General features: G+C 61.8%; 28 protein-coding genes and 1 tRNA gene. 15 read left to right on the top strand and 14 right to left on the bottom strand.

Annotation, left to right across the window (positions count from 1 at the left end; translation table 11 throughout):
- Positions 1-1,180: 1,180 nt before the first annotated feature.
- The 8 genes from BSG08_RS16775 to BSG08_RS16740 all read right to left on the bottom strand — a co-directional run bounded on the left by BSG08_RS16775 (position 1,181) and on the right by BSG08_RS16740 (position 6,843).
- Positions 1,181-1,786, bottom strand: coding sequence for a nucleotidyltransferase family protein (locus tag BSG08_RS16775; RefSeq protein WP_093038999.1), 606 nt, complete (start codon positions 1,784-1,786; stop codon positions 1,181-1,183).
- A gap of 7 nt (positions 1,787-1,793) precedes the next feature.
- Positions 1,794-2,600 carry an ABC transporter permease gene (locus BSG08_RS16770; RefSeq protein WP_093038998.1) on the bottom strand — a complete coding sequence of 269 codons (807 nt, stop codon included), beginning with the start codon at positions 2,598-2,600 and terminating at the stop codon, positions 1,794-1,796.
- Complete coding sequence (locus tag BSG08_RS16765; protein ID WP_093038997.1) at positions 2,597-3,481, bottom strand: ABC transporter permease; 885 nt, start codon at positions 3,479-3,481, stop codon at positions 2,597-2,599. The genes BSG08_RS16770 and BSG08_RS16765 overlap by 4 nt, the downstream gene beginning before the upstream one ends.
- A 58-nt stretch (positions 3,482-3,539) precedes the next feature.
- Positions 3,540-4,253: a transporter substrate-binding domain-containing protein gene (locus tag BSG08_RS16760; protein WP_093038996.1), complete on the bottom strand. Its 714-nt coding sequence runs from the start codon at positions 4,251-4,253 to the stop codon at positions 3,540-3,542.
- Between the two features lie 29 nt (positions 4,254-4,282).
- Complete coding sequence (locus tag BSG08_RS16755) at positions 4,283-5,059, bottom strand: ABC transporter ATP-binding protein (RefSeq protein WP_093038995.1); 777 nt, start codon at positions 5,057-5,059, stop codon at positions 4,283-4,285.
- A 123-nt stretch (positions 5,060-5,182) separates the two neighbouring features.
- Positions 5,183-5,926 (bottom strand): phosphate/phosphite/phosphonate ABC transporter substrate-binding protein, encoded by a 744-nt coding sequence (locus BSG08_RS16750; RefSeq protein WP_093038994.1) that lies wholly within the window; start codon positions 5,924-5,926, stop codon positions 5,183-5,185.
- The gene (locus BSG08_RS16745; RefSeq protein WP_093038993.1) at positions 5,923-6,363 is read right to left on the bottom strand and encodes a tellurite resistance TerB family protein; all 441 of its coding nucleotides are present in this window, start codon (positions 6,361-6,363) and stop codon (positions 5,923-5,925) included. Before BSG08_RS16745 ends, BSG08_RS16750 begins: the two co-directional genes overlap by 4 nt.
- A 42-nt stretch (positions 6,364-6,405) precedes the next feature.
- The gene (locus tag BSG08_RS16740; RefSeq protein ID WP_093039007.1) at positions 6,406-6,843 is read right to left on the bottom strand and encodes a tellurite resistance TerB family protein; all 438 of its coding nucleotides are present in this window, start codon (positions 6,841-6,843) and stop codon (positions 6,406-6,408) included.
- 186 nt (positions 6,844-7,029) lie between these two features.
- Here BSG08_RS16740 and BSG08_RS16735 point away from each other — a divergent pair, with 186 nt between their 5' ends.
- Positions 7,030-7,608 (top strand): hypothetical protein, encoded by a 579-nt coding sequence (locus BSG08_RS16735; protein WP_093038992.1) that lies wholly within the window; start codon positions 7,030-7,032, stop codon positions 7,606-7,608.
- A gap of 31 nt (positions 7,609-7,639) precedes the next feature.
- On the opposite strand, the gene BSG08_RS16730 is transcribed toward BSG08_RS16735, so the two are convergent.
- Together BSG08_RS16730 and secG are read right to left on the bottom strand one after the other, a co-directional pair.
- Entirely contained in the window at positions 7,640-9,283 is a 1,644-nt protein-coding gene (locus tag BSG08_RS16730) for a CTP synthase (protein ID WP_093038991.1), read from the bottom strand.
- A gap of 168 nt (positions 9,284-9,451) precedes the next feature.
- Complete coding sequence (gene secG / locus BSG08_RS16725; protein ID WP_093038990.1) at positions 9,452-9,808, bottom strand: preprotein translocase subunit SecG; 357 nt, start codon at positions 9,806-9,808, stop codon at positions 9,452-9,454.
- 176 nt (positions 9,809-9,984) lie between these two features.
- Between secG and BSG08_RS16720 the strand changes: the two genes are divergently transcribed.
- Positions 9,985-11,280: an adenylosuccinate synthase gene (locus BSG08_RS16720; RefSeq protein WP_093039006.1), complete on the top strand. Its 1,296-nt coding sequence runs from the start codon at positions 9,985-9,987 to the stop codon at positions 11,278-11,280.
- Positions 11,281-11,289: 9 nt separating this feature from the next.
- A complete protein-coding gene (locus BSG08_RS16715; RefSeq protein ID WP_093038989.1) occupies positions 11,290-11,514 on the top strand; it encodes a DUF2842 domain-containing protein in 225 nt (74 codons plus the stop codon).
- 74 nt (positions 11,515-11,588) lie between these two features.
- On the opposite strand, the gene BSG08_RS16710 is transcribed toward BSG08_RS16715, so the two are convergent.
- Positions 11,589-13,997, bottom strand: coding sequence for a GcvT family protein (locus BSG08_RS16710; RefSeq protein ID WP_093038988.1), 2,409 nt, complete (start codon positions 13,995-13,997; stop codon positions 11,589-11,591).
- A 245-nt stretch (positions 13,998-14,242) separates the two neighbouring features.
- Between BSG08_RS16710 and BSG08_RS16705 the strand changes: the two genes are divergently transcribed.
- Positions 14,243-16,666 (top strand): GcvT family protein, encoded by a 2,424-nt coding sequence (locus tag BSG08_RS16705; protein ID WP_093038987.1) that lies wholly within the window; start codon positions 14,243-14,245, stop codon positions 16,664-16,666.
- Between the two features lie 4 nt (positions 16,667-16,670).
- Here the strand turns inward: BSG08_RS16705 and BSG08_RS16700 are convergent, their stop codons facing one another.
- Together BSG08_RS16700 and BSG08_RS16695 are read right to left on the bottom strand one after the other, a co-directional pair.
- On the bottom strand, positions 16,671-16,913 hold the full coding sequence (locus BSG08_RS16700; RefSeq protein ID WP_093038986.1) for a hypothetical protein: 243 nt from the start codon (positions 16,911-16,913) through the stop codon (positions 16,671-16,673).
- A 14-nt stretch (positions 16,914-16,927) separates the two neighbouring features.
- A complete protein-coding gene (locus BSG08_RS16695; RefSeq protein ID WP_093038985.1) occupies positions 16,928-17,581 on the bottom strand; it encodes an alpha/beta hydrolase in 654 nt (217 codons plus the stop codon).
- Positions 17,582-17,739: 158 nt separating this feature from the next.
- On the opposite strand from BSG08_RS16695, the gene iscR reads away from it, so the two are divergent.
- The 10 genes from iscR (at position 17,740) to BSG08_RS16645 (ending at position 25,746) form a co-directional block, all read left to right on the top strand.
- Complete coding sequence (gene iscR / locus BSG08_RS16690; protein ID WP_093039005.1) at positions 17,740-18,201, top strand: Fe-S cluster assembly transcriptional regulator IscR; 462 nt, start codon at positions 17,740-17,742, stop codon at positions 18,199-18,201.
- Positions 18,202-18,259: 58 nt separating this feature from the next.
- Complete coding sequence (locus BSG08_RS16685) at positions 18,260-19,303, top strand: cysteine desulfurase family protein (protein WP_093038984.1); 1,044 nt, start codon at positions 18,260-18,262, stop codon at positions 19,301-19,303.
- A 17-nt stretch (positions 19,304-19,320) separates the two neighbouring features.
- Entirely contained in the window at positions 19,321-20,844 is a 1,524-nt protein-coding gene (sufB, locus tag BSG08_RS16680; RefSeq protein WP_093038983.1) for a Fe-S cluster assembly protein SufB, read from the top strand.
- Positions 20,844-21,170, top strand: coding sequence for a hypothetical protein (locus tag BSG08_RS16675; protein ID WP_093038982.1), 327 nt, complete (start codon positions 20,844-20,846; stop codon positions 21,168-21,170). Before sufB ends, BSG08_RS16675 begins: the two co-directional genes overlap by 1 nt.
- A gap of 103 nt (positions 21,171-21,273) precedes the next feature.
- Entirely contained in the window at positions 21,274-22,029 is a 756-nt protein-coding gene (sufC, locus tag BSG08_RS16670) for a Fe-S cluster assembly ATPase SufC (RefSeq protein WP_093038981.1), read from the top strand.
- Entirely contained in the window at positions 22,029-23,318 is a 1,290-nt protein-coding gene (locus BSG08_RS16665; RefSeq protein ID WP_093038980.1) for a SufB/SufD family protein, read from the top strand. Before sufC ends, BSG08_RS16665 begins: the two co-directional genes overlap by 1 nt.
- On the top strand, positions 23,318-23,806 hold the full coding sequence (locus BSG08_RS16660; RefSeq protein WP_093038979.1) for a YIP1 family protein: 489 nt from the start codon (positions 23,318-23,320) through the stop codon (positions 23,804-23,806). Before BSG08_RS16665 ends, BSG08_RS16660 begins: the two co-directional genes overlap by 1 nt.
- Positions 23,803-24,399 (top strand): YIP1 family protein, encoded by a 597-nt coding sequence (locus BSG08_RS16655; RefSeq protein ID WP_245770732.1) that lies wholly within the window; start codon positions 23,803-23,805, stop codon positions 24,397-24,399. The genes BSG08_RS16660 and BSG08_RS16655 overlap by 4 nt, the downstream gene beginning before the upstream one ends.
- Position 24,400: 1 nt before the next feature.
- The gene (locus BSG08_RS16650) at positions 24,401-25,621 is read left to right on the top strand and encodes a cysteine desulfurase (RefSeq protein ID WP_093038977.1); all 1,221 of its coding nucleotides are present in this window, start codon (positions 24,401-24,403) and stop codon (positions 25,619-25,621) included.
- A gap of 48 nt (positions 25,622-25,669) precedes the next feature.
- Positions 25,670-25,746, top strand: a tRNA-Arg gene (locus BSG08_RS16645).
- Between the two features lie 25 nt (positions 25,747-25,771).
- Here the strand turns inward: BSG08_RS16645 and hpt are convergent.
- Positions 25,772-26,311, bottom strand: coding sequence for a hypoxanthine phosphoribosyltransferase (gene hpt / locus BSG08_RS16640; protein ID WP_093038976.1), 540 nt, complete (start codon positions 26,309-26,311; stop codon positions 25,772-25,774).
- A 71-nt stretch (positions 26,312-26,382) separates the two neighbouring features.
- Between hpt and BSG08_RS16635 the strand changes: the two genes are divergently transcribed.
- Positions 26,383-26,829, top strand: coding sequence for a type II toxin-antitoxin system RatA family toxin (locus tag BSG08_RS16635; protein ID WP_093038975.1), 447 nt, complete (start codon positions 26,383-26,385; stop codon positions 26,827-26,829).
- Positions 26,830-26,835 lie beyond the last annotated feature (6 nt).

Genomic DNA, 26,835 nt, shown 5'->3' with positions numbered 1-26,835 from the left:
GGGTTTGCCCATGATCCACCTCCAAACAGAAGTGAATCAGACAAAAATCCTCCTGTGAATCCCCATTCGATTCAGATCAAACGCAAACCGCTTTAATGGACAGTGTCCCTGTCCTTGTGGAGACTGGTTCGAATTAGTCTGCCAGCACCCAAAAAACTGAATCGAAAGCCGATTTTGCGAGTAGCTGGCAACTGTACTGAATGCCGCTCCCTATCGCAGTGTAATGACGAAACTATAGTTTGCATTTTTATCGCGCTTGGCAGCCACTTGCTCTCTTGCAGCACGAATCAACTGGCCGGGGCCGGCGGGGTGGATTGGAACCAGTTATTTCCTTTTTCTGTACAGTGCTGGTGATTTGGTTTGATTAATCTTAATTTAGTGACGATGAAAAACGAAAATGGGCAGGATTGTGGCGGGGTGGCGGGGTTGATTTTTCTGTCACATGTTTTGAAACAATTTCTTCTTCAGGTTGTAATGAGCAATGATGGTGTGCGGATCGTCCTTGAGTTTCGCTTGAAAACAGGGATATTTGTTACGGGCGAGGAAACAGTGTGCGCGATCGGGGGCGGGAGATTATACGGCAGGATCGTCGGATCCCTCGCTGACGCTGCCATAATCTGACGCAATTCAGCCATATTTCGCTTTGGTCGTCACGGCAATTTGATTAGAATGAAGAGGCCCCCCTGATCAGGGTTCTTACAGAAGGTCACGGGGGTGGGTGTAAACGGTGCCGCATCTCAGGATGCGTTGGGGAACGGGTGATCCGCTTCGCGCATGCCAGTATTCAACAGGGCAGGCGCGGGCGGTCCTCCAGAACGGGGATCGGTCGCCATTGGCGGACGGATCCCGCCAACGTCTGGGCGGGTTCCTGCGGTCTACTGTGTGCACAACATTCAGAGTATGTTTTTTGATTTGTGACGTGACGCGCGCGGGGGGAACATGGTGATCTGCATGCTGGCCGCGGATGAGCCCGCTCCTCTGACAGACAGCATTTTCCACAATATTCCGCAGGATTTTTCCATCGCCACGCGCCGCAGCGGCACGAGGCGCAGGTGATGAGATAGCTTGTTATGCAGCGGGTCTGCCGCAAAGGCGCGGCATGACCACGAAACCGGTATTGGGGTGAGTGATCTGGTTTCGAGTGAGGGCAATCCCGGCCAATGGTCGGGATTGTTTCTTTTCAGGGCTTTTTGTTCTGTGCTGAACGCCAGGCGTCCCAAGCCTCGGGCGTGTCGAGATCGGTCGTGGCGCGGGTTCCGGGCAGGGCCAGGGGCGTGACCGGGTGCGCGCGCAGGATATCGCGTGCGCCGTGATCGCCGCTGAGGGTTGCCAGAGCGTTGAACAGGCGGGCGGGAAGGATCACCGGATGGCCAGGGATTCCATCCTCGGACGTGGCGCGAATAATTGATTTTAAATCATATGATTGGAGAATGAAATTAATGTCATCGGCGGTTAGATCCGGCAGATCCGGCAGAAGGATCATCAGCGCGTCAGCCTGATGGTCCATGGCCCATCGCGCCCCGCACCGCAGCGAGGCGGACATGCCGGTCTGCGCATCCTGCACGGTGATCCGTGTGAAACGCGGATCGTCGATATCCGCCAGCGCCGCCGTGCGCCGGGGCCGGTCCGGCGGCAGGGTCACCAGCACCTGACAGCCGATGCCGAGCGCCATGTCCGCCCGGTCGCGCAGCAGCGGTTTGCCGCGCACCTCTTCGATCAGCTTGTCGCGCCCGCGCATGCGCGAGGATGCCCCCGCCGCTGGTATCAGGATCAGGACGCCGCTCAATAGCCCCTCAGCGGATCAGATTGGGCCGAAAGGTCAGCCTGCGCCGGGCCTCTTGCGGCAGGTGGCGGTTGAGATAACGGTTCGCCAGCCCGAAAACACCGATGATCGCCAGCGTCAGCAGGATGAAGTAACCCGCGAGAATCGGGTAGGGAACAAACGGGTTGAAGGTCTTGTCGGCGAAATACTTGGCGTAATAGAGCGCGTCACCGCGTTGCTGCCAGACCGGAAAGCCTGAAAAGAACACCAGCGTGGTGGCATGAAAGAGAAAGATCGCCTCGTTGGTATAGGCGGGCCAGGCGAGCCTAAGCATGGTGGGCCAGACGATCCGGCGAAAGCGAGGCCAGCCGGAAAACCCATAGGCATCCGCCGCTTCGACATCGCCCCTGGGGATCGCGCGCAGCGCGCCATAGAAGATTTCGCCGGAATAGGCGGCGGTATTGAGAAACAACACGATCAGCGCCCCGAGCCATGCCGCGGTCAGCACGTCGAACCACGGCGAGACGGATTTGAGCGAGAGAAAGAAGAAATAGGCGAAGAAGAACTGGATGAAGAGCGGCGAGCCGCGAAACACGAAGATGAACCATTCCGAGGCTTTGCGGACGACCGGGTTGCGTGCGCCCTTGCCAAGCGCCACGGCGGTGGCGAGAAAGAAACCGGTCGCGAGCGCGAACAGGCCGAAATAGATGTTCCAGATCAGGCCCGAGCCGATCAGGGTGAACTGTTCGCAGAGGGTGAAATCCTTGGCCGGCAGCAGACGCTCGCCGATACCGATGCTGCGCAGGCCGTAGGCCTGGATGGTCTCAAGGCAGCTCATGCCGTGGCCTTTCGCTGGGCTTCGCCGCCGGTGGTGGCCTGGCCAAAGGTGAGGCGCTGCATCAGTCGTTCCAGCACCACTTCGGAGATGCGGGTAAAGCCGAGATAAAACACCATCAGCGCCAGAAAGTACCACATCCGCCAGTCGCCATGCGGATAGTCGGTAAAGCGCGGATTGGCGGTGCCGCCCAGTTCGCGCGCCCAATAGACGATATCCTCGACCCCCAGCAGAAAGAGCAGCGGCGTGGCCTTGATCAGCACCATCCAGAGGTTGCTGAGGCCGGGCAGGGCATAGACCCACATCTGCGGCACCATGATGCGCCAGAAGCTTTGTCTGCGGGTCATGCCGTAGGCCTCGGCGGTCTCCATCTGCGCGCGCGGCACGGCGCGCATCGCGCCAAAGAGGACATTGGCGGCAAAGGCCCCGAAAACGATGGCAAAGGTGATGACGGCCAGAATGAACCCATAGGTTTCGTGCACCCATTGCGGCGCGCTGCCAAGCGGCAGCTTGGCGGCCGGACAGACGACGAAATCATTGCCCCGGCGGATCGGCTGATCCCAGTCCGGGCAAAGCACCGTATGGCGCGCCCATTCAAAGGCCTGATCGAGGGCGATGACGAAAAACAGAAAGAACGCGATATCCGGCACGCCGCGCACGACCGAGATGTAGGACTGACCGAACCACCGCAGCGGCGGTATGTGCGACCGCGCCGCCATCGCCCCGCCAAAGCCGAAGGCAAGGGCCGCAGGCGCGGTGATCGCAAGCAGGAGCAGCACCGTGCCGATGGCATAGTAGAGTTGCATGTGCTTGGTCGTGGTCAGGTAGCAGGTCAGCCATGCCAGCCCGTCGAGGCTGGCAGGGTCAGAGCAGAAAGAGAACATCGCATCCGGCCTTGTCAGGAAAGGGCGGGGCCGACTGCGGCCCCGCCGGTGGCATGGATCAGAAGGTCACGCCGATTTCCCATTTCTCGATCAGGGCGTTGAGGCTGCCGTCGTCCTTCATCGACTGGATCGCGGCATCGAGCTTGGCCTTGAGTTCGGTATCGCTCTCGCGCACGCCGAGGCCCACGCCCCCGCCGATCAGCACCATTTCCTCAAGCATGGTCAGCCCGGCGTCTTCAGCCGCGATCGGGGCCAGATAGGCGCGGTCGGCCAGAACCGCATCGGCCTCGCCGTTGCGCACGGCGGCGATGGTTTCCTCGGGCGTTGCGTATTCAACCAGCCGCGCCCCGGACGAGGCGATATAGGAGGCCTGGATCGTGCCCGACTGCGCCGCGATGATGCCGGAGCTTACATCGACATCCGCCGAGGGGGCCAGATAGGCCGAGGGATCTGGCTGGGTATAGTTCTGCGTGAAATCGATCACCTGATCGCGTTCTTCGGTGATCGACATGCCCGCGATGATCACGTCATAGTTGCCCGAGACGAGGTTGGGAATGATGCTGTCCCAGTCATTGGTAACCCATTCGCAGGTGAGCGACGCGCGCGCGCAAAGCTCGTCGCCAAGTTCGCGTTCAAAGCCGTCAACCTCGCCCTTGTCGTTGATGAAGTTATACGGAGGATAGGCGCCTTCGGTGCCGAGGCGCACGGTGTCGGCCAGGGCAAAGCCTGCCGAGAGGGCAAAGGCGGCGGTGGTGAGCAGAAATTTCTTCATGGTTTTCTCCCTTGGTTGGTTGTATCGCCTCAGCCCGGATTGGTCGAACTGAGGAATTGTTGCAGTCGCTCGGATTTTGGCCTGCCGAATAACGCATCGGGTGGGCCCTGTTCCTCGATCAGCCCCTGATGCAGGAACACGACATGATCGCTGACATCGGCGGCCATGCGCATGTCATGGGTGACGATCATCATGGTGCGCCCTTCGGTTGCCAGATCCTTTATCACGCGGATCACCTCTTGTTCCAGTTCGGGGTCCAGCGCGCTGGTGGGTTCGTCGAACAAGAGCGCCTCGGGTTCCATGCAGAGCGCGCGGGCGATCGCGGCGCGTTGCTGCTGGCCGCCCGAGAGTTGGGCAGGGTAGACATCACATTTGTCGCCGATGCCGACCTTGTGCAGATATTTCCGCGCCGCGCCTTCCGCTTCGTGGCGGTCGCGGCCCAGCACGGTGACCGGGGCCTCCATCACGTTTTGCAGAATGGTGAGATGCGCCCAGAGGTTGAACTGCTGGAACACCATGGAAAGGTTGGTGCGGATCCGCAGCACCTGCCTGGGATCGGCGGGGTGACGGTTCAGGCCTGCGCCCTTCCAGCGGACCGGCTCGCCCTTGAAGAGGATATCGCCCTGCTGGCTGTCCTCGAGCAGGTTGGCACAGCGCAGTATGGTCGATTTGCCCGAGCCTGATGAGCCGATGAGCGAGACCACATCGCCTTTGCGCGCCGCGATATCCACGCCCTTGATCACCTCAAGCGCACCATAGGCCTTGTGCAGATTGCGAATCTCGATGACCGGGGGTGTGTCGGACAAGGGTGGGTTCCGTTTCGGCTGATTTATCACGTTTGCATGACAATAGGGCCGAAAAAATGCACTGATGCAACTTGCAAAACGGGGGAAATGGATGATGCTCCCCCAGAATGACGCGTCGTCAGCTCAATTCGGCGGTGGTGGTGCGGGATTGGGCGTGACCAGATAGTCCTCGGCGGGAACAAGGATAATGCCCGTCAGGCCAAGGGTTGTCCTGTCTGCGGCGCAGAGCCCGGCAATCGCCGCTTGCAGCGCCAACCGCAGCACCGCAGGATCGCGACCCTGGGCGGTGATATAGGGCAGGGCGGGTGTCGGGTCGGTAAGTCCCAGCACGCGCAGATCATCGGTAAAGGCGTCATGCTGGCGCATGATCTTCCAACTCAGCGCATCAAGCGACGCGATATCGGCGCGCCCTTCGGACACGGCCAGGGCCGAGGCGCGATGCGCGCCGGTCTGCACCGGATTCGAGAAGGCAAAGCCGCGCGCGGCGGCCCAGTTCTGCGGCGCCGCCCAGCCCGATTGCGACAGCGCCTCGTTATAGGCGAAACGGGCGGTTGCATAATCCTGCGGGGCTGTGCGTGGATCATCGCGACGCACGACAAGAACGCTGTGGTAATGCCCCGGCGGACATTCGGGCAGATCGAGCACCGGGCTGCCAACCAGCGTGACCCGACCATGCAGCCGCGCGCGGTAAGGATAGCCGCAGGTCTGCGACAGCACCAGATCGGCGCTCTGCCAGTGATCCCAGACATCACCCCCGCGCGTGAGGTGCTCTGGCCCATATCCCAGGTGACTGCGCACCGCTTGCCAGAGCCGGTCATTGGCGGTGGCGGTTTCGGGCCGGTCATACATGGGCAGGCTGGCGATCATGCGGAACGCGCCACCCGTTGGCGGGCGCGGGCGCTGTCCTGATCGGAAACGCCAAGCAGGCTGGCGACCATGCGCAGCAGTGCATCCTCATCCGCCTCGCGCACGCCGTCGGCCAGCGCAACCTGCCAGAGCGCCTCGATCACCGCGAGGCGGTTCTCGTAGGGCACGGCATCCTTGATGGCGCGGGTAAAGCGGACGGTGTCGGGGGCCTCGGCCTCGAGCGTTTCGGCCTCGTGGCGCAGCGCCTCGGCCTCGGTCTGCGAGAGATTGTAGCGGGTGGAAATGATCCGAGTGATTCGTTGGATTTCGCGGGCTGCATAGTCGCCGTCGCTGCGCGCCACGCGCACAAGCAGGGCACAGAGCGCCAGCCGGGCATCGCCATCGGCCAGCGTATCCGGGGCTGGCTGTGCCAGCTTTTTCAAAAGATCGCCAAACATGCTGAAGGTATAGGGCGGCAGGTGCCGCGCGCCAATGACGAATTACTGCGCTTGCGCCAGCGCACGCGCTGCGTCGCTGTCGGCATGGCTGAGGCCCAACGCCTCGCGCGCGGTGTCGATCGCCTGCAATTCCTCGGGTTGGCTGTCGCCATCGGACAGCACCACCTCCCACAGAGCCTCGAGCGCACCAAGCCGTGCTTCGAGGCTGACGGTTTCGCGGATCACATGACCAAAGCGCGCGGTATCTGGCGCGGCGCGTTCGAGTCTTTCGCACAGTGCGCGCATTCTGGCCGCCTCGATCGGACCCAGCCCGTAGAGACGTGTCAGCAGCCGGTCGATTCGCTGGATTTCCAGCAGTTCGTAATGCCGGTCGGATTTGGCCACGCGCACCATCAGCGCGCCGAGGGCCAGTTTTTCATCCGGTTCGGGCAGCGGGATGGGTTTTGGTGCGGAAAAGGCGTGCAAAATTCGGGACAGCATGGCGCCAGAATAACCGCTTCGCAAGGCGGTCCCAAGCGAATTGTTGCCGATCGGAGAATAGTGTTTTGCCACCTGACACCTACTCGATTTGAGGGGCCGCAAACGGGTCACAATTGCGGCAAATAAAACTCGCTTTCTGAGGGCACTTTCGGGATCAACTCAACTTCTGTGATTGATGACAGCAAAATGCCTGATTCCGATACGTTTGACTGGTCCGCAACCTCAGCCGAGGAGCAACTTGCGCAGTTAAAGTCGCTCGATCCTGAACGCCGCAAGGCCGCCATTTGTGCCTATGACTGGGCACATCATCCCGAACCCGTGCTGGGTTGGGCAATGGCGCAGAGGGGGGTGGAACTGGTCATCGCACTTCGGGTATTTTTCAATGGTGGGCCTGAGCGGTTCAATTATATCCCCAAGCGTCAGGTGCCCGAGTCATATCTCGGAGTCACGCGGGTGCTCGACAATATCTGTCTGCGGATCAATAGCGGTTTCTATCTGGTCTATCCGGGTCAAGAACCCACCTGCACCAAGGAACTCCGCAGATGGCTGACCTATCAGCAGGCGGATCGCGATGAGCGCCGTCGGGGGCGATGGATTCTGGACGAAGATATTCTGGAGCCGATGCTGCGCGATGCTCTGCGTGCGCCTGCCGTTGCCAAGGGGGAGAAAAGCAGGAAGCCAAGCCTGCTGCGCGACCTGCTCAGCCCGGTGATAGGGCTGGGCGTGGATCGTGACGTGCTGAAATACCGCGACAGAAACGACTGACATGCCGGCCGGTATCCGCGTTCAAGACGGGTCAGACCAGCCGGGATGTCTCGATCGCGGCGCGCACGAAATCGGCAAACAGCGGATGCGGCGCAAAGGGTTTGGATTTCAGTTCCGGGTGATACTGCACGCCGATGAACCACGGATGATCGGACCATTCCACGATCTCGGGCAGGCGTCCGTCGGGTGACATGCCGGAAAAGCTGAGGCCGCACTTCTCAAGTTTTTCACGGTACTTTGTATCCACCTCATAGCGGTGGCGGTGGCGTTCATCAATCGTCGTCGTGCCATAGACCTGCGCCACGCGGCTGCCATCCTTGAGCACCGCGTCATAGGCCCCGAGCCGCATGGTGCCGCCCTTGTCATCGCCGACCTTGCGGCTGACTTTCTGATTGCCCTGCACCCATTCCTTGAGGTGATAGACGACAGGTTCAAACCGTTTCTTGCCTGCCTCGTGGTCGAACTCTTCTGATCCGGCATCCTTGAGACCGGCGACGTTGCGCGCCGCCTCGATCACCGCCATCTGCATGCCCAGACAGATGCCCAAGTAGGGGATCTTGCGGGTGCGGGCGAATTCGGCGGCCTTGATCTTGCCCTCGGTGCCGCGTTCGCCAAAGCCGCCGGGCACGAGGATGGCGTGGAACCCCTCGAGCCAGGGGGCGGGATCCTCGCGGTCGAATATCTCGGCATCGACCCATTCAACGTTGACCTTGACCCGATTGGCCATGCCGCCGTGCATCAACGCTTCCTTGATCGACTTGTAGGCATCCTCGAGTTGCACGTATTTGCCGACGATGGCGATGCTGACCGCGCCATCGGTGTTCTGGATGCGGTCGACCACATCCAGCCAGACCGTGAGATCAGGCTTGGGCGCGGGGCTGATCTGGAACGCATCGAGCACCGCCTGATCCAGCCCTTCACGGTGATAGGCCAGGGGCGCCTCGTAGATCGATCTGAGATCATAGGCGGCGACCACGTGTTCCTTGCGGACATTGCAGAAGAGCGCGATCTTTTCGCGTTCCTTGTCGGGGATGGGATGCTCCGAACGGCAGACGAGTATGTCCGGGGCGATGCCGATCGACTGCAATTCCTTGACAGAGTGCTGCGTCGGCTTGGTCTTCAACTCGCCGCTCGCGGCCAGATAGGGCAACAACGTCAGGTGCATGAAGATGCATTGCCCGCGCGGGCGGTCATGGCTGAATTGCCGGATCGCCTCGAAGAACGGCAGCCCCTCGATATCGCCCACCGTTCCACCGATCTCGCAGAGCATGAAATCCACCTCGTCCTCGCCGATGGCGAGGAATTCCTTGATCTCGTTGGTGACATGCGGGACCACCTGAATGGTCTTGCCCAGGTAATCCCCGCGCCGCTCCTTTTCGAGCACGTTGGAATATATCCGCCCCGAGCTCACGGAATCGGTGATCCGGGCGGGCACGCCGGTGAAGCGTTCATAATGGCCAAGATCAAGATCGGTTTCCGCGCCGTCATCGGTGACAAAGACCTCGCCATGTTCGAACGGTGACATGGTGCCGGGATCGACGTTGAGATAGGGGTCAAGCTTGCGCAGCCGCACCGAAAAGCCACGCGCCTGCAAGAGCGCGCCAAGTGCGGCCGAGGCAAGCCCCTTGCCCAGAGAGGACACAACGCCGCCAGTGATGAAAATATAACGTGCCATGCGCGTGGCGCCCCCCGTGATGTCGTAGTCTGGTGATTGGTCAAGACCCTGAACGGTCTGAAACGACCGCTATATCACGGGATTTGACCTTTACAGGATTCGCGAGGAATGCGCAAGCCGACCGCAAGATGCTGTTGCGGTGCGAGGTGATCCCTCAAATCGTTGTGGTCAGTCGGCGGTTGGCGCCAGAGGCGCGTTGTCGCCGGCCGGTGGCGGCAGGAGCGAGTCGGCCCCCGGCAGCCCCGGCGCGCTGCGGGCAGGGGGGGGAGGTGCGTCGATCAGCCGGTCGAGAACCGATATCCCGGCTGCGTTCTGCGCTGCAATGATCGTCAGGGTGATCGAGGTCACGATAAAGGCAGCGGCCAGGATCCATGTCACCTTGCCAAGGGCGGTCGCCGCCGCGCGCCCGGTCATCGCCCCGCCGCCGCCCATGCCAAGCCCGCCGCCTTCGGAGCGTTGCAGCAGCACGACGCCTATCAGCGCGAGAGCCAGAAGCAGGTGGATGGTCAGAACGACGTTTTCCATGGATCGGGGGGCCTGTGTTTCAGTTCGGTCAGCCGCTATCTATGCAATTCCTGACGCGCCCGCAACCCGGCAATCTCGACTGCCGCGTGAGGGCTGAGGCGAATTAGATGTTTCGCCCGGTGCGGCACCCCGCTATACCGGCGCGCGGTTTGGAACCTGTTGCCGAGAGGATCATCATGGCAAATGTTGTCGTTGTGGGCGCCCAGTGGGGAGATGAGGGAAAAGGCAAGATCGTCGACTGGCTGAGCGAGCGGGCCGATGTGATCGCGCGCTTTCAGGGCGGCCATAATGCGGGTCATACCCTTGTGGTGGATGGCAAGGTCTACAAGCTCAACGCGCTGCCCTCGGGCGTGGTACGCGGCGGCAAGCTGTCGGTGATCGGCAATGGCGTCGTGCTGGATCCCTGGCATCTGGTGCGCGAGATTGCGGCGATCCGCGAACAGGGCGTCACGATTACGCCCGAAACACTGATGATCGCCGAGAACACACCACTCATCCTGCCGATTCACGGCGAACTGGACCGCGCCCGCGAAGAGGCCGCCAGCAAGGGCACCAAGATCGGCACCACCGGGCGCGGCATCGGCCCCGCCTATGAGGACAAGGTGGGGCGCCGCTCGGTGCGGGTGGCGGATCTGGCGGATGATGCAACGCTGGTTGCGCGCGTTGACCGGGCGCTCCAGCATCACGATCCGCTGCGCCGGGGGCTGGGGATCGCGCCGGTGGATCGCGACGCGCTGATCGCGCAGTTGCGCGAGATCGCGCCGCAAATCTTGCCCTATGCCGCCCCGGTCTGGAAGGTGCTGAACGAAAAGCGCCGGGCGGGCAAGCGTATCCTCTTCGAGGGGGCGCAGGGCGCGTTGCTCGACATCGACTTTGGCACATACCCGTTTGTCACGTCTTCCAATGTCATAGCCGGACAGGCGGCCACCGGCGTCGGCCTCGGGCCGGGGGCGATCAACTATGTGCTGGGCATCGTCAAGGCCTATACGACGCGCGTGGGCGAGGGGCCGTTTCCGACTGAACTCGATGATGCCGATGGCAACCGGCTGGGCACGCGCGGCCATGAATTCGGCACGGTCACGGGACGCAAGCGGCGTTGCGGCTGGTTTGATGCCTGCCTCGTGCGGCAGACCTGCGCCACCTCGGGTGTCAACGGCATTGCGCTGACCAAGCTCGACGTGCTCGACGGGTTCGACACTCTGAAAATCTGCGTCGGCTATGATCTCGATGGCGCGCGGCTGGATTACCTGCCCACCGCCGCCGAGCAGCAGGCGCGCTGCACCCCGGTCTACGAGGAAATGCCTGGCTGGTCGCAATCGACGGAGGGCGCGCGCAGCTGGGCCGAGCTGCCCGCCGAGGCAATCAAATACGTGCGCCGCGTCGAAGAGTTGATCGGCTGTCCCGTCGCGCTACTCTCCACCTCACCCGAGCGCGAGGACACGATCCTCGTGACCGATCCCTTTGCGGACTGAGGAGGGCGCATGGCGCTGAGTCACAAGGCCCGGAAACGCTGGTCGCTGGTGGTGCTGCTGATTGGACTGCCCGCCTATGTCGTGGTGGCGGTTACCCTGGTGAACTTGATTGACCGTCCCTCGATCTGGGTAGAACTCATGATCTATGTGGGGCTGGGTTTCGTCTGGATCATCCCGCTCAAGCGTCTTTTCCTCGGGGTGGGACAGCCTGACCCGGACGAAGACCGGGACTGACCCGGCCTTTCGCCGTTCCAGAAACACTCAGATCAGTCCGGCGCGCGCCACAGGAGGCCGCGCCGGATTTCTTGTCAGCCCCGCATCCGCACGCCGTCGGCATCGAAAAGCGCCTCCGTGATGAGCGTGGCGCCACGTCGCTCGCCCAGTATCTCGATTTCGGCGCGTATTCCGTCCTGCGCCTTCTCCGTCGGGATGAGGGCGAGGGCGATGGATTTGCCCGCATGATGCGAGTAGCCGCCCGAAGTGCAGAATCCTTGCACCGCGCCATTGATCCAGACCGGCTCATACCCGTTCACATCGGCATCACTGGCCTCGACCTCGAAGGCCACGAGCCTGCGCGCGGCGCCTGCTGCATGTTCGGCCTCTGCCGCGGCGCGGCCGATGAAATCGGTGTTCTTGGTCCATGAGATGAAGCGGTCCATGCCCGTCTCGCCCGGCGTGTAATCCGGCGAGAATTCATTGAGCCAGGAGCCAAAGAAGCGGTCGAGCCGCAGCGACATCATCGCTCGCATGCCAAAGGGTTTCATCCCGTGTTTCTGTCCCTCGGACCACAGCACATCCCAGAGCGCGCGTTGCGCCATCGGGTCGCAGTAGATTTCATAGCCCAGGTCGCCGGTATAACTGACCCGTTGCACCAGGCAGTCGATCATGCCCAGCGTGGCGTGGCGGATATCCATGAATTTCATGTCGGCCACCTGATCGCGCGTGCAGGCGATCAGCACCTCGCGCGCCTTTGGTCCGGCGATCTGAAATCCGTTCAGGCGGTCCGAGATGTTCTCGACCTTGACGCCCGTCGCCTCGTTCATGGCGAACCAGCGCATGTGAAACGCCTGCGCGCCGTAAGAGGCGGTCAGTTGAAAGGTTTGCTCATTGAGGCAGGAAACGGTGAAATCGCCCCAGAGCCGCCCCTTGGGCGAGAGCATCGGCGTAAGCGAGAGCCGCCCCGGTTTGGGGATGCGTCCGGCCATGATGCGGTCGAGCCATTGGCGGGCATTCGGGCCGGTGACGAGGTATTTGCCGAAGTTGTGGACCTCGTTGATGCCGACCGCGCTGCGCACGGCGCGGACCTCGCGCGCGGTGGCCTCCCATGCGTTCGAGCGGCGAAAGGACGGGGTCTCGTATCGCGGCTCGTCGCCGGAGGCGAAATAATTGACCACCTCCAGCCCGTATTGCGCGCCCCAGACCGCGCCCATGCCGTCAAACACGTCATACATCGGTGTCTGGCGGAACGGGCGGGCGGCAGGCAGTTCCTCGTTGGGGTAGCTCACCGAAAAGCGTTTCTGGTAGTTCTCGATCACCTTGGGGCGGGTGTAGCCGGGCGTGATCCAGTCGCCGAAACGGGCCACGTCCATCGCGGTCACATCGCGTTCGCATTCTCCTGCCGTCATCCATTGCGCCAGCATCAGCCCAACGCCGCCGCCCTGGCTGAACCCGGCCATCACGCCGCAGGCCGACCAATAGCCGCGCAGGCCCGGAATGGGGCCAACGAGCGGGTTTCCGTCTGGCGCAAAGGTGAAGGGGCCGTGGATGACCGACTTGACCCCTGCCTTTTCCAGCACCGGAAAGCGGCGATAGGCGAATTCGATGCTGTCCTCGATCTTGTCGAGGTTATCGGGCAAGAGTTCATGACCGAAATCCCAGGGTGTGCCGCCCACCGCCCAGGGTTTGCAGGGCTGTTCATAGAACCCGATGCACAGGCCGCGCCCCTCTTGCCGCAGATAGCTTTCGCCGGCCGGGTCCATGACATGCGGATGCTCGGCGTCGCGGTTGTAGATCTCGGGGATTTCATCGGTAACGATATACTGATGTTCCATCGGGTGCAGCGGCAGGTAGACGCCCGCCATCGCCCCCACCTCGCGCGCCCAGAGACCACCGGCGTTGACCACGTGTTCGGTGTGGATGGTGCCCTTGTCGGTCACCACGTCCCATGTGCCGTCGGCGCGCTGTTTGGTTTCGCGCACCATGCAATGCGTTTCGATCTGTGCGCCGCCCATGCGAGCGGCCTTGGCATAGGCATGGGTGGTGCCGGAGGGGTCGAGATGGCCGTCGAGCGGATCGTAAAGCCCGCCGAGGATGCCATCGATATTGGTGACCGGTGCGATCTGCGCGATTTCCTCGGGCGTCACGATATGGGTGTCGAGGCCCATGTAACGATGCTTGGCCCGTTCCGCGAGCAGCATATCGAAACGGTCGCGGTTATCTGCCAGCGTGACGCCGCCGACATGATGCAGTCCGCAGGACATGCCGGTGATCTCTTCAAGTTCCTTGTAGAGCCGGATCGTATAGCCCTGAAGCGCTGCCATGTTGGTGTCGCCGTTGAGCGTATGAAACCCGCCCGCCGCATGCCATGTGGAGCCGGATGTGAGTTCCGAGCGTTCAAGGAGCATCACGTCGGACCAGCCCAGCTTGGTCAGGTGATAGAGCACGGAACAACCGACGACACCGCCGCCGATCACGACCACGCGGGTGCTGGATTTCATGGGGAACCTCCGTTGGTGTTTTCCCAGACCCTGCCCGGCGGGCGTAAAAGAGCATGTCTGTCCGCGACAAAAGCTGACGCAAATGAGGTCTGGCGCGCAAGAGCATGGTGGCTTTTGCTGCGGCATTCGATTCCGGGAAAACTTGAGCGGACTTGGATCACCGCGACAATTGATGTCGGAAAATGGCATTCATTCCGGTCTGGGTCGCCGCAGTTTTAGCCGGAACATAGCCAGGGGATACCCGAATGAAGACCCATGCACAGGCCGTCGTGATCGGCGGCGGCGTTATCGGATGCTCGATTCTCTATCACCTGACCAAGCTGGGCTGGTCCGATGTCGTTCTGGTCGAACGCAATGAGCTGACGAGCGGGAGCACATGGCATGCGGCGGCCAATATCCACGGGCTGCATGACAGCGCCAATATCAGCCGTCTGCAACATTACACGATGAAGCTCTATAACGAGCTGGAGGCCGAGACCGGGCAAAGCTGCGGCGTGTTCCAGCCCGGTAGTCTCTATCTGGCGCAGACCGGGAATCGCGAGCATCAGCTGCGCCTGCAGGCGGCCAAGGCCAGGCTCTATGGCATGAATTTCCATGAGATCGGGCGTGATGAGGCCGAGCGGCTGCATCCGCTGGTGAATTTCGACGGCATCCGCTGCATCATGTATGAACCCGATGGTGGCAATGTGGACCCCTCGGGCGTGACCAATGCCTATGCGGTGGGGGCGCGGCAGCGAGGGGCGGAGATTCACCGGTTCACGCCCGTCACCGCCACGGTTCAACAGCCGGACGGGTCGTGGATTGTCGAGACGCCCAAGGGCAATATCCGCACGCCCTGGGTGATCAACGCTGCCGGGCTCTGGGCGCGCGAGGTGGCGGGGCTGGCGGGAATCGAACTGCCGCTGCAACCGACCGAGCACCAGTATTTCGTGACCGAAACGATTGCCGAGATTGCCGCGATGGACCGACGCCTGCCCTCGGTCGCGGATCGGGACGGCGAATATTATCTGCGACAAGAGGGCAAGGGCCTTTTGATCGGCGCCTATGAGCGCGACATGCGGTTCTGGGCCGAGGAGGGCACGCCCCTCGATTTCGCGCATGACCTCTTTCCCGATGATCTGGAGCGGATCGAGGAGAACATTATGCGCGCCATCGACCGGGTGCCGGTGGTGGGCACGGCGGGAATCAAGCGGGTGATCAACGGCCCGATGATCTGGAGCCCCGACAGCAACGTGATCCTCGGCCCGGTGCCTGAACTCAGGGGGTATTTCTGTTGCAACGGGATCATTCCGGGGTTCAGCCAATCGGCGGGCATGGGCCTTATGGTGGCGGAATGGCTGATCAACGGCGAGATGAAATACGACATGTTCGCCTGGGACATTGCGCGGTTCGGGCTTTGGGCGAACAATCGCGAATTCGTCAAGGCGAAGGTGCGCGATCAGTATGCGCACCGGTTCTCGATCCATTTCCCGAATGAGGAGCGCGCCGCAGGGCGTCCGCTGCGCACGCGACCGGTCTACGAAATGCAGAAGAACATGGGGGCCGTCTTTGGCCTCAACTACGGCTGGGAGCATCCGCTGTGGTTCGCGGATGCGCCTGGCATCGTGGATACCAACGGTTTCACCCGACAGAACTGGTGGGGTCCGGTGGGCGAAGAGTGCAGGATGCTGCGTGACCGGGCCGGGATCATCGACATTTCCAACTTTGCCAAATACCGCTGCAAGGGGCCCGGGGCGGAGGACTGGCTGAACGCCGTCTTTGCCAACCGGATGCCGCGCGCGGTGGGGCAGTCGTGTCTGACGCCGCTCATCGGGGTGCGTGGCGGGATCGCGGGGGATGCGACCGTCACGCGGCTGGCGGAGGACGAATTCTGGGTGGTCTCGTCCGGCATGGCGGAACGCTATCACAAGCGGTTCTTCGACGCGGTGCCGCTGCCCGAGGGTACCACGTTCGAGAGCCTGACCGAGGCCGTTTGTGGGTTCAACGTGGCCGGACCGCAGTCGCGCGAGATGCTGCAAAGACTGACCAATGCCGCACTCGGATCCGATGATTTCCCCTTCATGCGATCACAGCGGATCGAGTTGGGCGGGGTGGATTGCGTCGCGCTGCGGGTCAGTTTCACCGGCGATCTGGGCTGGGAACTGCATTGCGCGGTTGAGGACCAGGCGCGGCTCTATACCGCGCTGCTTGAGGCAGGCAAGGATGTGGGTGCGGGACCGGTGGGCAGCCGGGCGCTGATGAGCCTGCGGATCGAAAAGGGCTATGGCTCGTGGAGCCGCGAATACAGCCCCGAATACTGGCCGCAGGAGGCTGGGCTGGCGGGGCTGTGCAAGATGGACAAGGCGTTTCTCAACAAACCCGCGCTGCAGGAGGTGATCACGCAGGAACCGCGCGAGCGGCTGGTGATCCTGCATCTGGACGAGGCGGATGTGACCGCCTCGAACGCCGATGCCACGGGCGGCGAGCCGGTCTTCAAGAATGGCGTGGGCGTGGGGCGCGTGTCCTCGGGGGCCTATGGCTATTCGGTGGGGATGAGCCTGGCGCTTGGCTATGTCAGAGGGGCAGCGCCCGGCGATGCAGTCGAGGTGATGGTGCTGGGCCGTCCGCATCGCGCGCGCGTGCTGCACGAGGCCCCGTTCGACCCGCAGGGCGCGCGCCTGAGGGCCTGACCGTTCAGTCCCTGGTCTTGGCCTCTTGCGCGGCCTTGAACTGTCTCAGCTTTTCCATCAGCAGCGCGCGCGCCTTTATGTTGGCGCGGCGCACGCGAAAGGCGGTCAGAAACGCCTCTTCGGCGGTTTGCGAACTGGTGGCTAAAACCTTCTGGATATCGGTGGCCAGATCTTCATTGCCCGTGGCCTCAATGGCCTTGATCACGTCGCGGGCCAGTTCGTCCGCTAGATCCTCGGTGACGCCCATGACGTCCGTCCCCCTTAGCGTGTTGTCTCGGTCAGACGGCGTTTGACATAGGTCGTGACTTTTTCAATCATGCCGTCCATGTGCGGTTCCTTGAAGAAATGGTCGGCCCCCTCGACCGCCTCATGCGTGATGGTGATGCCGTGCTGCTCATGCAGCTTGCCTACAAGGGCCGCGGTGTCGGCGGGCGGGGCCACCCGGTCATGGGTGCCGTTGATGATCAGCCCCGAGGCGGGGCAGGGCGCCAGAAAACTGAAATCATACATGTTGGCGGGCGGGCTGACCGAGATGAACCCGGTAATCTCGGGCCGTCGCATCAGAAGTTGCATGCCGATCCACGCCCCAAAGGAAAAGCCCGCAACCCAGCAATGCTTGGAATTGTTGTTCATGGATTGCAGATAATCGAGCGCCGAGGCGGCATCGCTGAGTTCGCCGACACCCTGATCGTATTCACCCTGAGAACGCCCGACACCGCGGAAATTGAACCGCAGCACCGTAAAGCCCATGTTGTAAAAGGCGTAGTGCAGGTTATAGACAACCTTGTTGTTCATCGTGCCGCCGAATTGCGGATGCGGGTGCAGCACGATCGCAATCGGGGCGTCTTTATCCTTTTGCGGATGATAGCGGCCTTCGAGACGGCCTTCGGGGCCGGGAAAGATAACCTCGGGCATGAGTTCTCTTCTGTCCTTTTTCAGGGCGCGCGCGACAAACTTGACGAAATCGCTCAAGCACCTTAGAACTGTTCTAAATTGCGATCTGGGCCGGAATGGCTCAAAGCGAAATAAGCCTTGCGCTGCGCAAGGTCAATCTGTTCGCAGGGGGGGACCAAATGAAACTGAGCACAAAGGGCCGCTATGCGATGGTCGCACTGGTCGATATCGCGTTGCAGTCTGAGGGGGCTGTTGTCACACTGGGCGACGTGTCGCGCAGGCAGGATATTTCGCTGCCCTATCTCGAACAGCTGTTTGTCAAGCTGCGGCGCGCGGATCTGGTGGCGTCGGTGCGCGGGCCGGGAGGCGGTTATCGACTGGCTCGGCCGGCTTCTGATATCCGTGTCTCGGACGTGCTGGCGGCGGTGGACGAGACGGTTGACGCGCTTCACAAGGGGGCAGGGGCATCGGGTGCGGCAAGCGGGTCGCGGGCGCAATCCATGACCAACCGGCTGTGGGAGGGGCTGAGCGCACAGGTCTATGTGTTCCTGCATCAGACCCGGCTAAGCGATGTGGCGGGCAATGCGCTGGCCCCGTGCCCTGCTGTGCCAAGCCTCTTTTCGGTGGTGGACGAGGACTGAGCCGCGTGGGGGCGCTGCCCCCAAGCCCCAGGGTTTCAGCCAGGAAGAAGTTGTCGTGATGGCGAGGGTCTATCTGGACTATAATGCGACCGCCCCGCTGCGCCCCGAGGCGCGGGCGGCCATGGTGAATGCGATGGATCTGCTGGGCAACCCATCGAGCGTGCACGCCGAGGGGCGCGCCGCCAAGGGGCTGATCGAACGCGCGCGCGCGCAGGTGGCGGCTGCCCTTGGCGCGGATGGGGCGGATGTCGTCTTTACCTCCGGCGCGACCGAATCCGCGGCGCTCGCCTGTGCCGGGCGCGGGTTGCTTGGGGCGGCGATAGAGCATGACGCCATTGGCGCCTGGGTTAGTGGTGATCTGCCGGTGGATGCAGAGGGGCGGGTCACGGTCAGTGATCCGGCGCGATCGGTTCTGCAACTGGCCAACTCCGAGACCGGCATCCTTCAGACCTTGCCGGAGGGGCTGGCGGTCAGCGACATGACCCAGGGTTTCGGCAAGCTGCCGGTGGCGTTCAACTGGTCCGGTGCGCAGATGGCGCTGATTTCGGCGCACAAGCTGGGCGGGTCCAAGGGCGCCGGGGCGCTGGTGATCCGGCGCGGCACCGATCTGGCGGCGCAGATTCGCGGTGGCGGGCAGGAAATGGGCCGTCGCGCAGGCACCGAGAACGTGATCGGCATCGCCGGATTCGGAGCGGCGGCAGAGGCGGCGGCGCGCGATCTGGCGGAGGGCAAGTGGACTCGGATTGAAAAACTTAGAAACATTCTAGAAAATACCATTGCAGAGTTTTCAAATGAGACTATTTTTGTCGGGAAAGCCGCGCCGCGACTACCCAACACGAGTTGTTTCATCACGCCGGGCTGGAAGGGTGAAACGCAGGTGATGGCGCTGGATCTGGCTGGATTCGCGGTCTCCGCAGGCAGCGCCTGTTCGAGCGGCAAGGTGCGGGCAAGCCGGGTGCTGCGCGCGATGGGTTACGACGAGACCAGTGCAGGCTGCGCGATCCGCGTGTCGCTTGGGCCGGAAACGAGAGACGACGAGATCATGCGCTTTGCCGAGACATGGCTGAAGCGCTGGCATAGGCATCAGGGCCGGATGGTCTGAAAGGCAAGGAGACGGGAATGGCAGCTTTGGACGACGTTCAGGTCAAGGAAGGCGTGGATCGGGAAACCGTCGATGCGGTGCGCCAGGTTGGCGGAGCCTACAAGCATGGCTGGAACACCGATATCGAGATGGACTACGCACCGATGGGCCTCAACGAGGATATCGTGCGGCTGATCTCGAACAAGAACGAGGAACCGCAATGGATGACCGACTGGCGGCTTGAGGCCTATCGCCGCTGGCTGGGCAAGACGGAACCCGACTGGGCGATGGTCGATTATCCGAAGATCGACTTTCAGGCGCAGTATTACTATGCCCGCCCCAAGTCGATGGAGGTCAAGCCAAAATCGCTGGACGAGGTTGACCCCAAGCTGTTGGCAACCTATGAAAAACTGGGGATTCCACTCAAGGAACAGATGATCCTCGCCGGTGTCGAGGGGGCAGAGGAAACCCCCGCCGAAGCCCGCAAGGTGGCGGTTGACGCGGTGTTCGATTCGGTGTCCGTCGGCACAACGTTCCAGGCCGAACTGAGAAAGGCAGGGGTCATCTTCTGCGCGATCTCCGAGGCGATCAGGGAACATCCCGATCTGGTCCGGAAATACCTTGGTTCGGTCGTGCCGGTTAGCGACAATTTCTATGCGACGCTGAATTCGGCGGTGTTCTCGGACGGCTCGTTCGTCTACGTGCCGCCGGGCGTGCGCTGTCCGATGGAACTGAGCACCTATTTCCGGATCAATGCCGAGAATACGGGCCAATTCGAGCGGACGCTGATCATCGCCGACAAGGGTTCTTATGTCAGCTATCTGGAAGGATGCACCGCGCCCAAGCGCGACACCAGCCAATTGCATGCGGCGGTGGTGGAAATCATCGTCGAGGAAGACGCCGAGGTGAAATATTCCACGGTGCAGAACTGGTATCCCGGCGACGAGAACGGCAAGGGCGGAATCTACAATTTCGTCACCAAGCGGGCCGATTGCCGGGGTGACCGCGCAAAGGTGATGTGGACGCAGGTGGAAACCGGCAGCGCCGTGACGTGGAAATACCCGTCCTGCATCCTGCGCGGCGATGACAGTCAGGGCGAATTCTATTCCATCGCGATCGCCAACAACTATCAGCAGGCCGATACAGGTACCAAGATGATCCATCTGGGCCGCAACACGCGCTCGCGAATCGTGTCGAAGGGGATCAGCGCGGGCCATGCGCAAAACACCTATCGTGGGCTGGTCAGCATGCATCCCAAGGCGAAGAACAGCCGTAATTACACCCAGTGCGACAGTCTGCTGATCGGCGATCAGTGCGGCGCGCACACGGTGCCCTATATCGAGGTCAAGAACAATTCGAGTCGCGTCGAGCATGAGGCGACCACTTCCAAGGTGGATGACGATCAGATGTTCTATTGCCGCAGCCGTGGCATGGATGAGGAAGAGGCCGTGGCGCTGGTGGTCAACGGATTCTGCCGCGACGTGTTGCAGGCGCTACCGATGGAGTTTGCCATGGAGGCGCAGCAGCTGGTGGCGATTTCGCTAGAGGGGTCGGTCGGGTGATGTCCGGGCAGGGTGTGGTCAACGGGCCACAACGGCTCGCCGTGGCATGGTTGATGCGGTTTCCGCCGCGTCTGCGGCGCGAGGGGCGGCGTCTGGGACTGATGGTGCTGGGGCATTTCATCATCTTTGCGCTGGCTCTTGGTAATGACGAGATCATCGCCGCATGCGTGAATGCCGGTTTGCTGGAGGTACGGTATGCCGGAACGATTGAACTGATCGTCGGCGTTGTCCTCTTTGTGGGGTGGAGCGTCCTGACCATCGCAATCATGCGGATGGTGGACCGGGCGCGCTCGGAGGCACTGGCAGAGGTGCGAGACAAAGCATGAATGGCCTCCGAACACCCGGAGCCTGACCCGCCGTCCGGCGATTGATGATTACAGAGATGATGCCCCGGCCCTGATGCCGGCCGAGATATGGAGAAGAGTAAAAATGCTGGAAATCAAGAACCTGCACGTCGATCTTGAAGAGGAGGAAAAGAGCATCCTCAAAGGCGTGACCCTGACGGTCGAGGCCGGTAGCGTGCATGCCATCATGGGGCCGAACGGGTCCGGGAAATCGACACTCTCCTACGTTCTCTCAGGGCGGGACGGCTATGTTGTCACCCAAGGATCGGCCACGCTTGGCGGTGTCGATCTGCTGGAACTGGAGCCCGAGGAACGCGCGGCGGCGGGGTTGTTTCTGGCGTTTCAGTACCCGGTCGAAATTCCCGGCGTGGGCAACATGACCTTCATGCGCACGGCGATCAATGCGCAGCGCAAGGCGCGCGGAGAATCCGAAATCAGCGCGGCGGATTTCCTCAAGCTGGTGCGCCAGAAGGCCAGAACCTTGCAGATCGACGCCGAGATGCTCAAGCGCCCGGTCAATGTCGGGTTCTCGGGCGGCGAGAAGAAGCGCAATGAAATCCTGCAGATGGCCATGCTGGAGCCAAAGATGTGCATTCTCGACGAGACCGATTCCGGGCTGGATGTGGATGCGATGAAACTGGTGGCCGATGGCGTCAATGCGCTGCGTGACGAGGGCCGAGGATTTCTGGTGATCACCCATTACCAGCGCCTGCTGGATCATATCAGGCCGGACGTGGTGCATATCATGGCCGATGGTCGCATCGTCAAGAGCGGCGGGCCGGAACTGGCGCTTGAGGTCGAGCAGAACGGTTATGCCGACATTCTGACGGAGGAGGCGTGATGGCGCTGGCGCAGGCAAAACAGACCCTGACCGAAGACCGCCTTGCCGCTGTGACCTTGCCCGGCGGGGCGGTATGGAGCCGGGCGGCGCGCGAGGCTGCTCTGGGCCGTGTGCATGCCATGGGCCTGCCCGAACGGCGCGACGAGTATTGGAAATTCACCCGCCCGGACAGTCTGGTTCAGGCCGTCGCGTCGCCTGCGGCGCTGTTTGACAATTCGGATGAGCCCGAGATGTTCGGCGGCGTGGAACGGCTGAAGATCGTTTTCGTGGATGGCGTTTTCGATGCGACAGCCAGTGATGATCTGGCGCTCGAAGGTATCCGGATAGAGCGTCTGGCAGAGGTAGACCGGAGCGACATCCACTGGGCGCGCGACCTCTATGGCGTGCTGGAAACGCGCGGTCAGACGCCCGTGCCGCGTCCGTTGGCGGCGCTCAACACCGCCACGGCGACCGATGGCGTGCTGATCCATGTGACTGGTAGGGCAAGCAAACCGATCAATCTGATTTACAACCATAAATCAGAGACTTCCGACGCGATGCTGCATCATGTGATCCGGCTCGATGCGGGTACGGATATCACTATTCTGGAAAACGGTCCGGCTGCGGCGCGGTTCAACAAGGTGATCGAGGTCGATATCGCCGATGATGCGGCATTTCATCATGTCTGCACGCAGGGGCGCGACCACGAACGGCGTGCGGCCACGCATCTCTTTGCGCGCCTTGGGGCGAGGAGCGCGTTCAAGAGCTTTACCATGACCGCCAACGGGGTGATGACGCGCAACGAGTGCGTGATCGAACTGACCGGCGACGATGCGATCGCGCATGTGGCGGGCGCGGCCATGGGTGACGGCGATTTCCATCAGGATGACACGGTGTTCATCACCCATGACGCGGAACGCTGCGAGAGCCGTCAGGTGTTCAAGAAAGTGCTGCGCAACGGCGCGACCGGGGTGTTCCAGGGCAAGATTCTGGTAAAGCCCGGAGCACAGAAAACCGATGGCTACCAGATCAGCCAGGCGTTGCTGCTGGATGGGGACAGCCAGTTTCTGGCCAAGCCGGAGTTGGAAATCTACGCCGATGACGTGGCCTGTTCGCACGGCTCGACCTCGGGCGCGATTGATGAGGATGCGCTCTATTACCTGCGCGCGCGGGGGATCCCCAAGGCGATTGCCACCGATCTTCTGACCCTGTCGTTTCTCGCCGAAGCGGTCGAGGAAATCGAGAATGAGGGCCTGCGCGACGAAATTACCGACCGGCTCCGGGGCTGGCTGGAGCGCAGGCGCGACTGATGCCCGTCACAACCGATATCGTCGCCACCTATCGCGGTCCGCGCCGGGTGGTGCGGCGGCTGCTGGAGATGGGACCGCGCGAGGATCGGGTGCTTACGCTAGCACTCATGTCCTGTGTAATTCTTTTTATTGCTCAGGCACCATGGCAGGCCCGGCTCGCATTCGACGACCCGTCGGTGCCGATAGAAGCACGTCTCTACTGGAGTGGCTTTTTCTGGGTTTTGATCATGCCGTTGTTGCTTTACTTGCTCGCCATGATCAGTCATTTCGTGATCCGGCTTATAGGCGGCACGGGGAAAGCATTTGGCGCGCGGCTTGCGCTCTTTTGGGCGCTTATGGCGTCGTCTCCATTGGCTTTGCTCTGTGGGCTGGTGGCCGGGTTTATCGGTCCGGGGCCGGGGTTGCAGGCGGTCGGGCTGATCTGGGTGGGGGTCTTTGGCTGGTTCTGGATTTCGGGGCTTCGCGAGGCGGAATGGAGCAGACAATGACACGAACCCGGTTCAATGCGCTGATTTTACAGACGCTGTTTCAGCCGCGCGAGGCCGCGGGCGTGCTGATCGGGATGGATTTGCCCCGGCAATGGCTGTGGATGGCGCTGGCGCTGATGTCGGTGCTCAACGCAATCGTCTATTCGCTCTCGTTGCAGATGACTGCGTCGGGCGATCCTACCGCAACGGCGCTGATGCCACCTGCGTTTCACGCGCCCCTGCTTTTCGCGATATTTCTCTTCGGCGCGCTGGCGATCACCGTGCTGACACTCACCTGGATCGGGCAGAGGCTGGGCGGCAGGGCGGAGATGGATGATATCCTCGTGCTGATCGGCTGGCTTCAGGTGCTGCGCCTGATCCTGCAGGTGGTGGTCGTGGTTCTTGTTCTCGTGGTCCCTGTGCTGGGCGCGATGGTGATCTTTGTGGGCTCGCTCTGGGGCATTTATATTCTGGTGGGGTTTGTCGATGCCGCACATCGCTTTGACAACATGTTCAAGGCGGTCGGGGTGATCCTGTTGTCGTTGATCGCAATGGCGGTGGCGCTGAGCATCGTCCTTAGCGTGCTCGGCGTCGCAGTCGTGGGAGGGGCATGAGATGTTCGATGTGGAAAAGATCCGGGCCGATTTCCCGATCCTCGCGCGGCAGGTGAACGGCAGACCGCTGGTCTATCTCGACAATGGCGCATCGGCGCAGAAGCCGCAGGCGGTGATCGATGCGATCACACATGCTTATTCACAGGAATATGCAAATGTTCACAGGGGTCTGCATTACCTGAGCAACCTCGCGACCGAGAAATACGAGGCCGTGCGCGGCACTATCGCCCGATTTCTGGGTGTGGCGGACGAGCATCAGATCGTGCTCAATACCGGCACCACCGCGGGGATCAACATGGTCGCCTATGGCTGGGCCATGCCGCGGATGCAGGCGGGGGATGAGATCATCCTGAGCGTGATGGAGCATCACGCCAACATCGTGCCCTGGCATTTCCTGCGCGAACGGCAGGGGGTGGTGCTGAAATGGGTCGATGTGGATGCGCGCGGGCACCTCGATCCGCAAAAGGTGATTGACGCCATCACGCCGCGCACCAAGTTGATCGCAGTTACCCATCTTTCCAACGTGTTGGGAACAAAAGTTGATGTAAAGGCGATTTGCGACGGGGCACATGAAAAGGGCGTCCCGGTCCTGATCGACGGCTCTCAGGCGGCGGTGCATATGGCGGTCGATCTCGACGAGATGGGCTGTGATTTCTACGCCATCACCGGGCACAAGCTTTACGGGCCATCCGGGTCGGGCGCGATCTTTGTCCGCAAGGACCGCATGACCGAGATGCGCCCCTTCATGGGCGGCGGCGACATGATCCGCGAGGTCAGCAAGGATCAGGTGATCTACAACGACCCACCGATGAAATTCGAGGCCGGAACGCCCGGCATCGTGCAGACCATCGGGCTTGGCGTGGCGCTCGACTACATGATGGGTGTGGGCATGGACGCGATCGCGGCGCATGAGGACGATCTGCGTGACTATGCGCAGGCGCGGCTGGCGGGACTGAACTGGATCAGCGTGCAGGGCACCACGCCGGACAAGGCGGCGATCTTTTCCTTCACGATGGAGGGGGCGGCGCATGCGCATGACATATCAACCATCCTCGACAAGAAGGGCGTCGCGGTGCGCGCTGGCCATCATTGTGCCGGGCCGCTGATGGATCATCTGGGCCTCACGGCCACCTGCCGGGCGTCGTTCGCCATGTACAATACCCGTGCCGAGGTGGACGCGCTGGTCGACGCGCTGGAACTGGCGCACGAACTGTTTGCCTGATTTTGCGATTGCGGGGCAAGGCGCGCCCCGCTATATCACGGCCCCAGTGGACCCATAGCTCAGCTGGATAGAGCGCTGCCCTCCGAAGGCAGAGGTCAGAGGTTCGAATCCTCTTGGGTCCGCCAGATCACACTTGTCCGCGCCGGGAGTTCAGTCGGTGAACCGCACCTTGCCGATATAGGGCAGGTTGCGGTTGCGTTGGGCAAAGTCGATGCCGTAGCCGACGACGAATTCATCCGGGATTTCGAAGCCGATCCAATCGGCGCGGATATCGGTCTCGCGGCGCGATGGTTTGTCGAGAAGGGCGATGGTGCGCAATTTGCGCGGTTGGCGGCTGGCCAGCAGATGCAGCACATGCGCGAGCGTGTATCCGGTATCGACGATATCCTCGACCACCAGCACGTCGCGCCCTTCAATGTCGCCGCGCAAGTCCTTGAGAATACGGACTTCGCGGCTGCTCTGCATCCTGTCGCCATAGGAGGAGGTTTCGACGAAATCGACCTCAACCGGCAGATCGAGTTCGCGCACCAGATCGGCGATGAAAACGAACGAGCCGCGCAGCAGCCCGACCACTACCAGTTTCTTCGTATCGGCGAATTCAGCCTCGATTTCATGTGACAGCGCTTCGATGCGGGCGGCGATGCTCTTGGCGGAAATGAGTTTGTCGATGACATAGTTGCGTTCCGGCATGTGACCCTCTTGAATCTTCCGCCTCAGTCTAAGACAAAGCGCGCCACTGTCACGTGGAAACCGGGGGCGCGATGCCATCACATTCCGAAACGCGAAGGCTGCATTACACTGCGGACCAGATGTATGCGCTGGTTGCGGATGTGGCGAGCTATCCGCAGTTCTTGCCCTGGACAGCGGCGGCGCGGGTACGCAGCGTGACGCCACAGGCGGACGGTTCCGAGGTGATGGAGGCGGATCTGGTGATCAGCTTCAAGGTATTCCGCGAGCGGTTCGGCAGCCGTGTGTTGCTCTGGCCGGAACGGCGGCGGATCGAGACCGAATACCTGGACGGGCCGTTCCGGCATATGCGCTCGAACTGGGAATTTCACGACGCCAAAGGGGGTTGCGAGGTCAGTTTCGATGTCGATTTCGCGTTCAGGAACAAATTTCTGCAATCCGCTGCCGATCTGTTTTTCCATGACGCGATGAAGCGGATCGTGCGCGCGTTCGAGGAGCGGGCGGCAGATCTCTACGGGTGAGGCGCA

The organism is Roseovarius azorensis, from assembly GCF_900109455.1.
Lineage (GTDB): Bacteria > Pseudomonadota > Alphaproteobacteria > Rhodobacterales > Rhodobacteraceae > Roseovarius > Roseovarius azorensis.
Note: the sequence above shows the minus strand (reverse complement) of the source record. Positions and strands in the feature narration are given on the sequence as shown.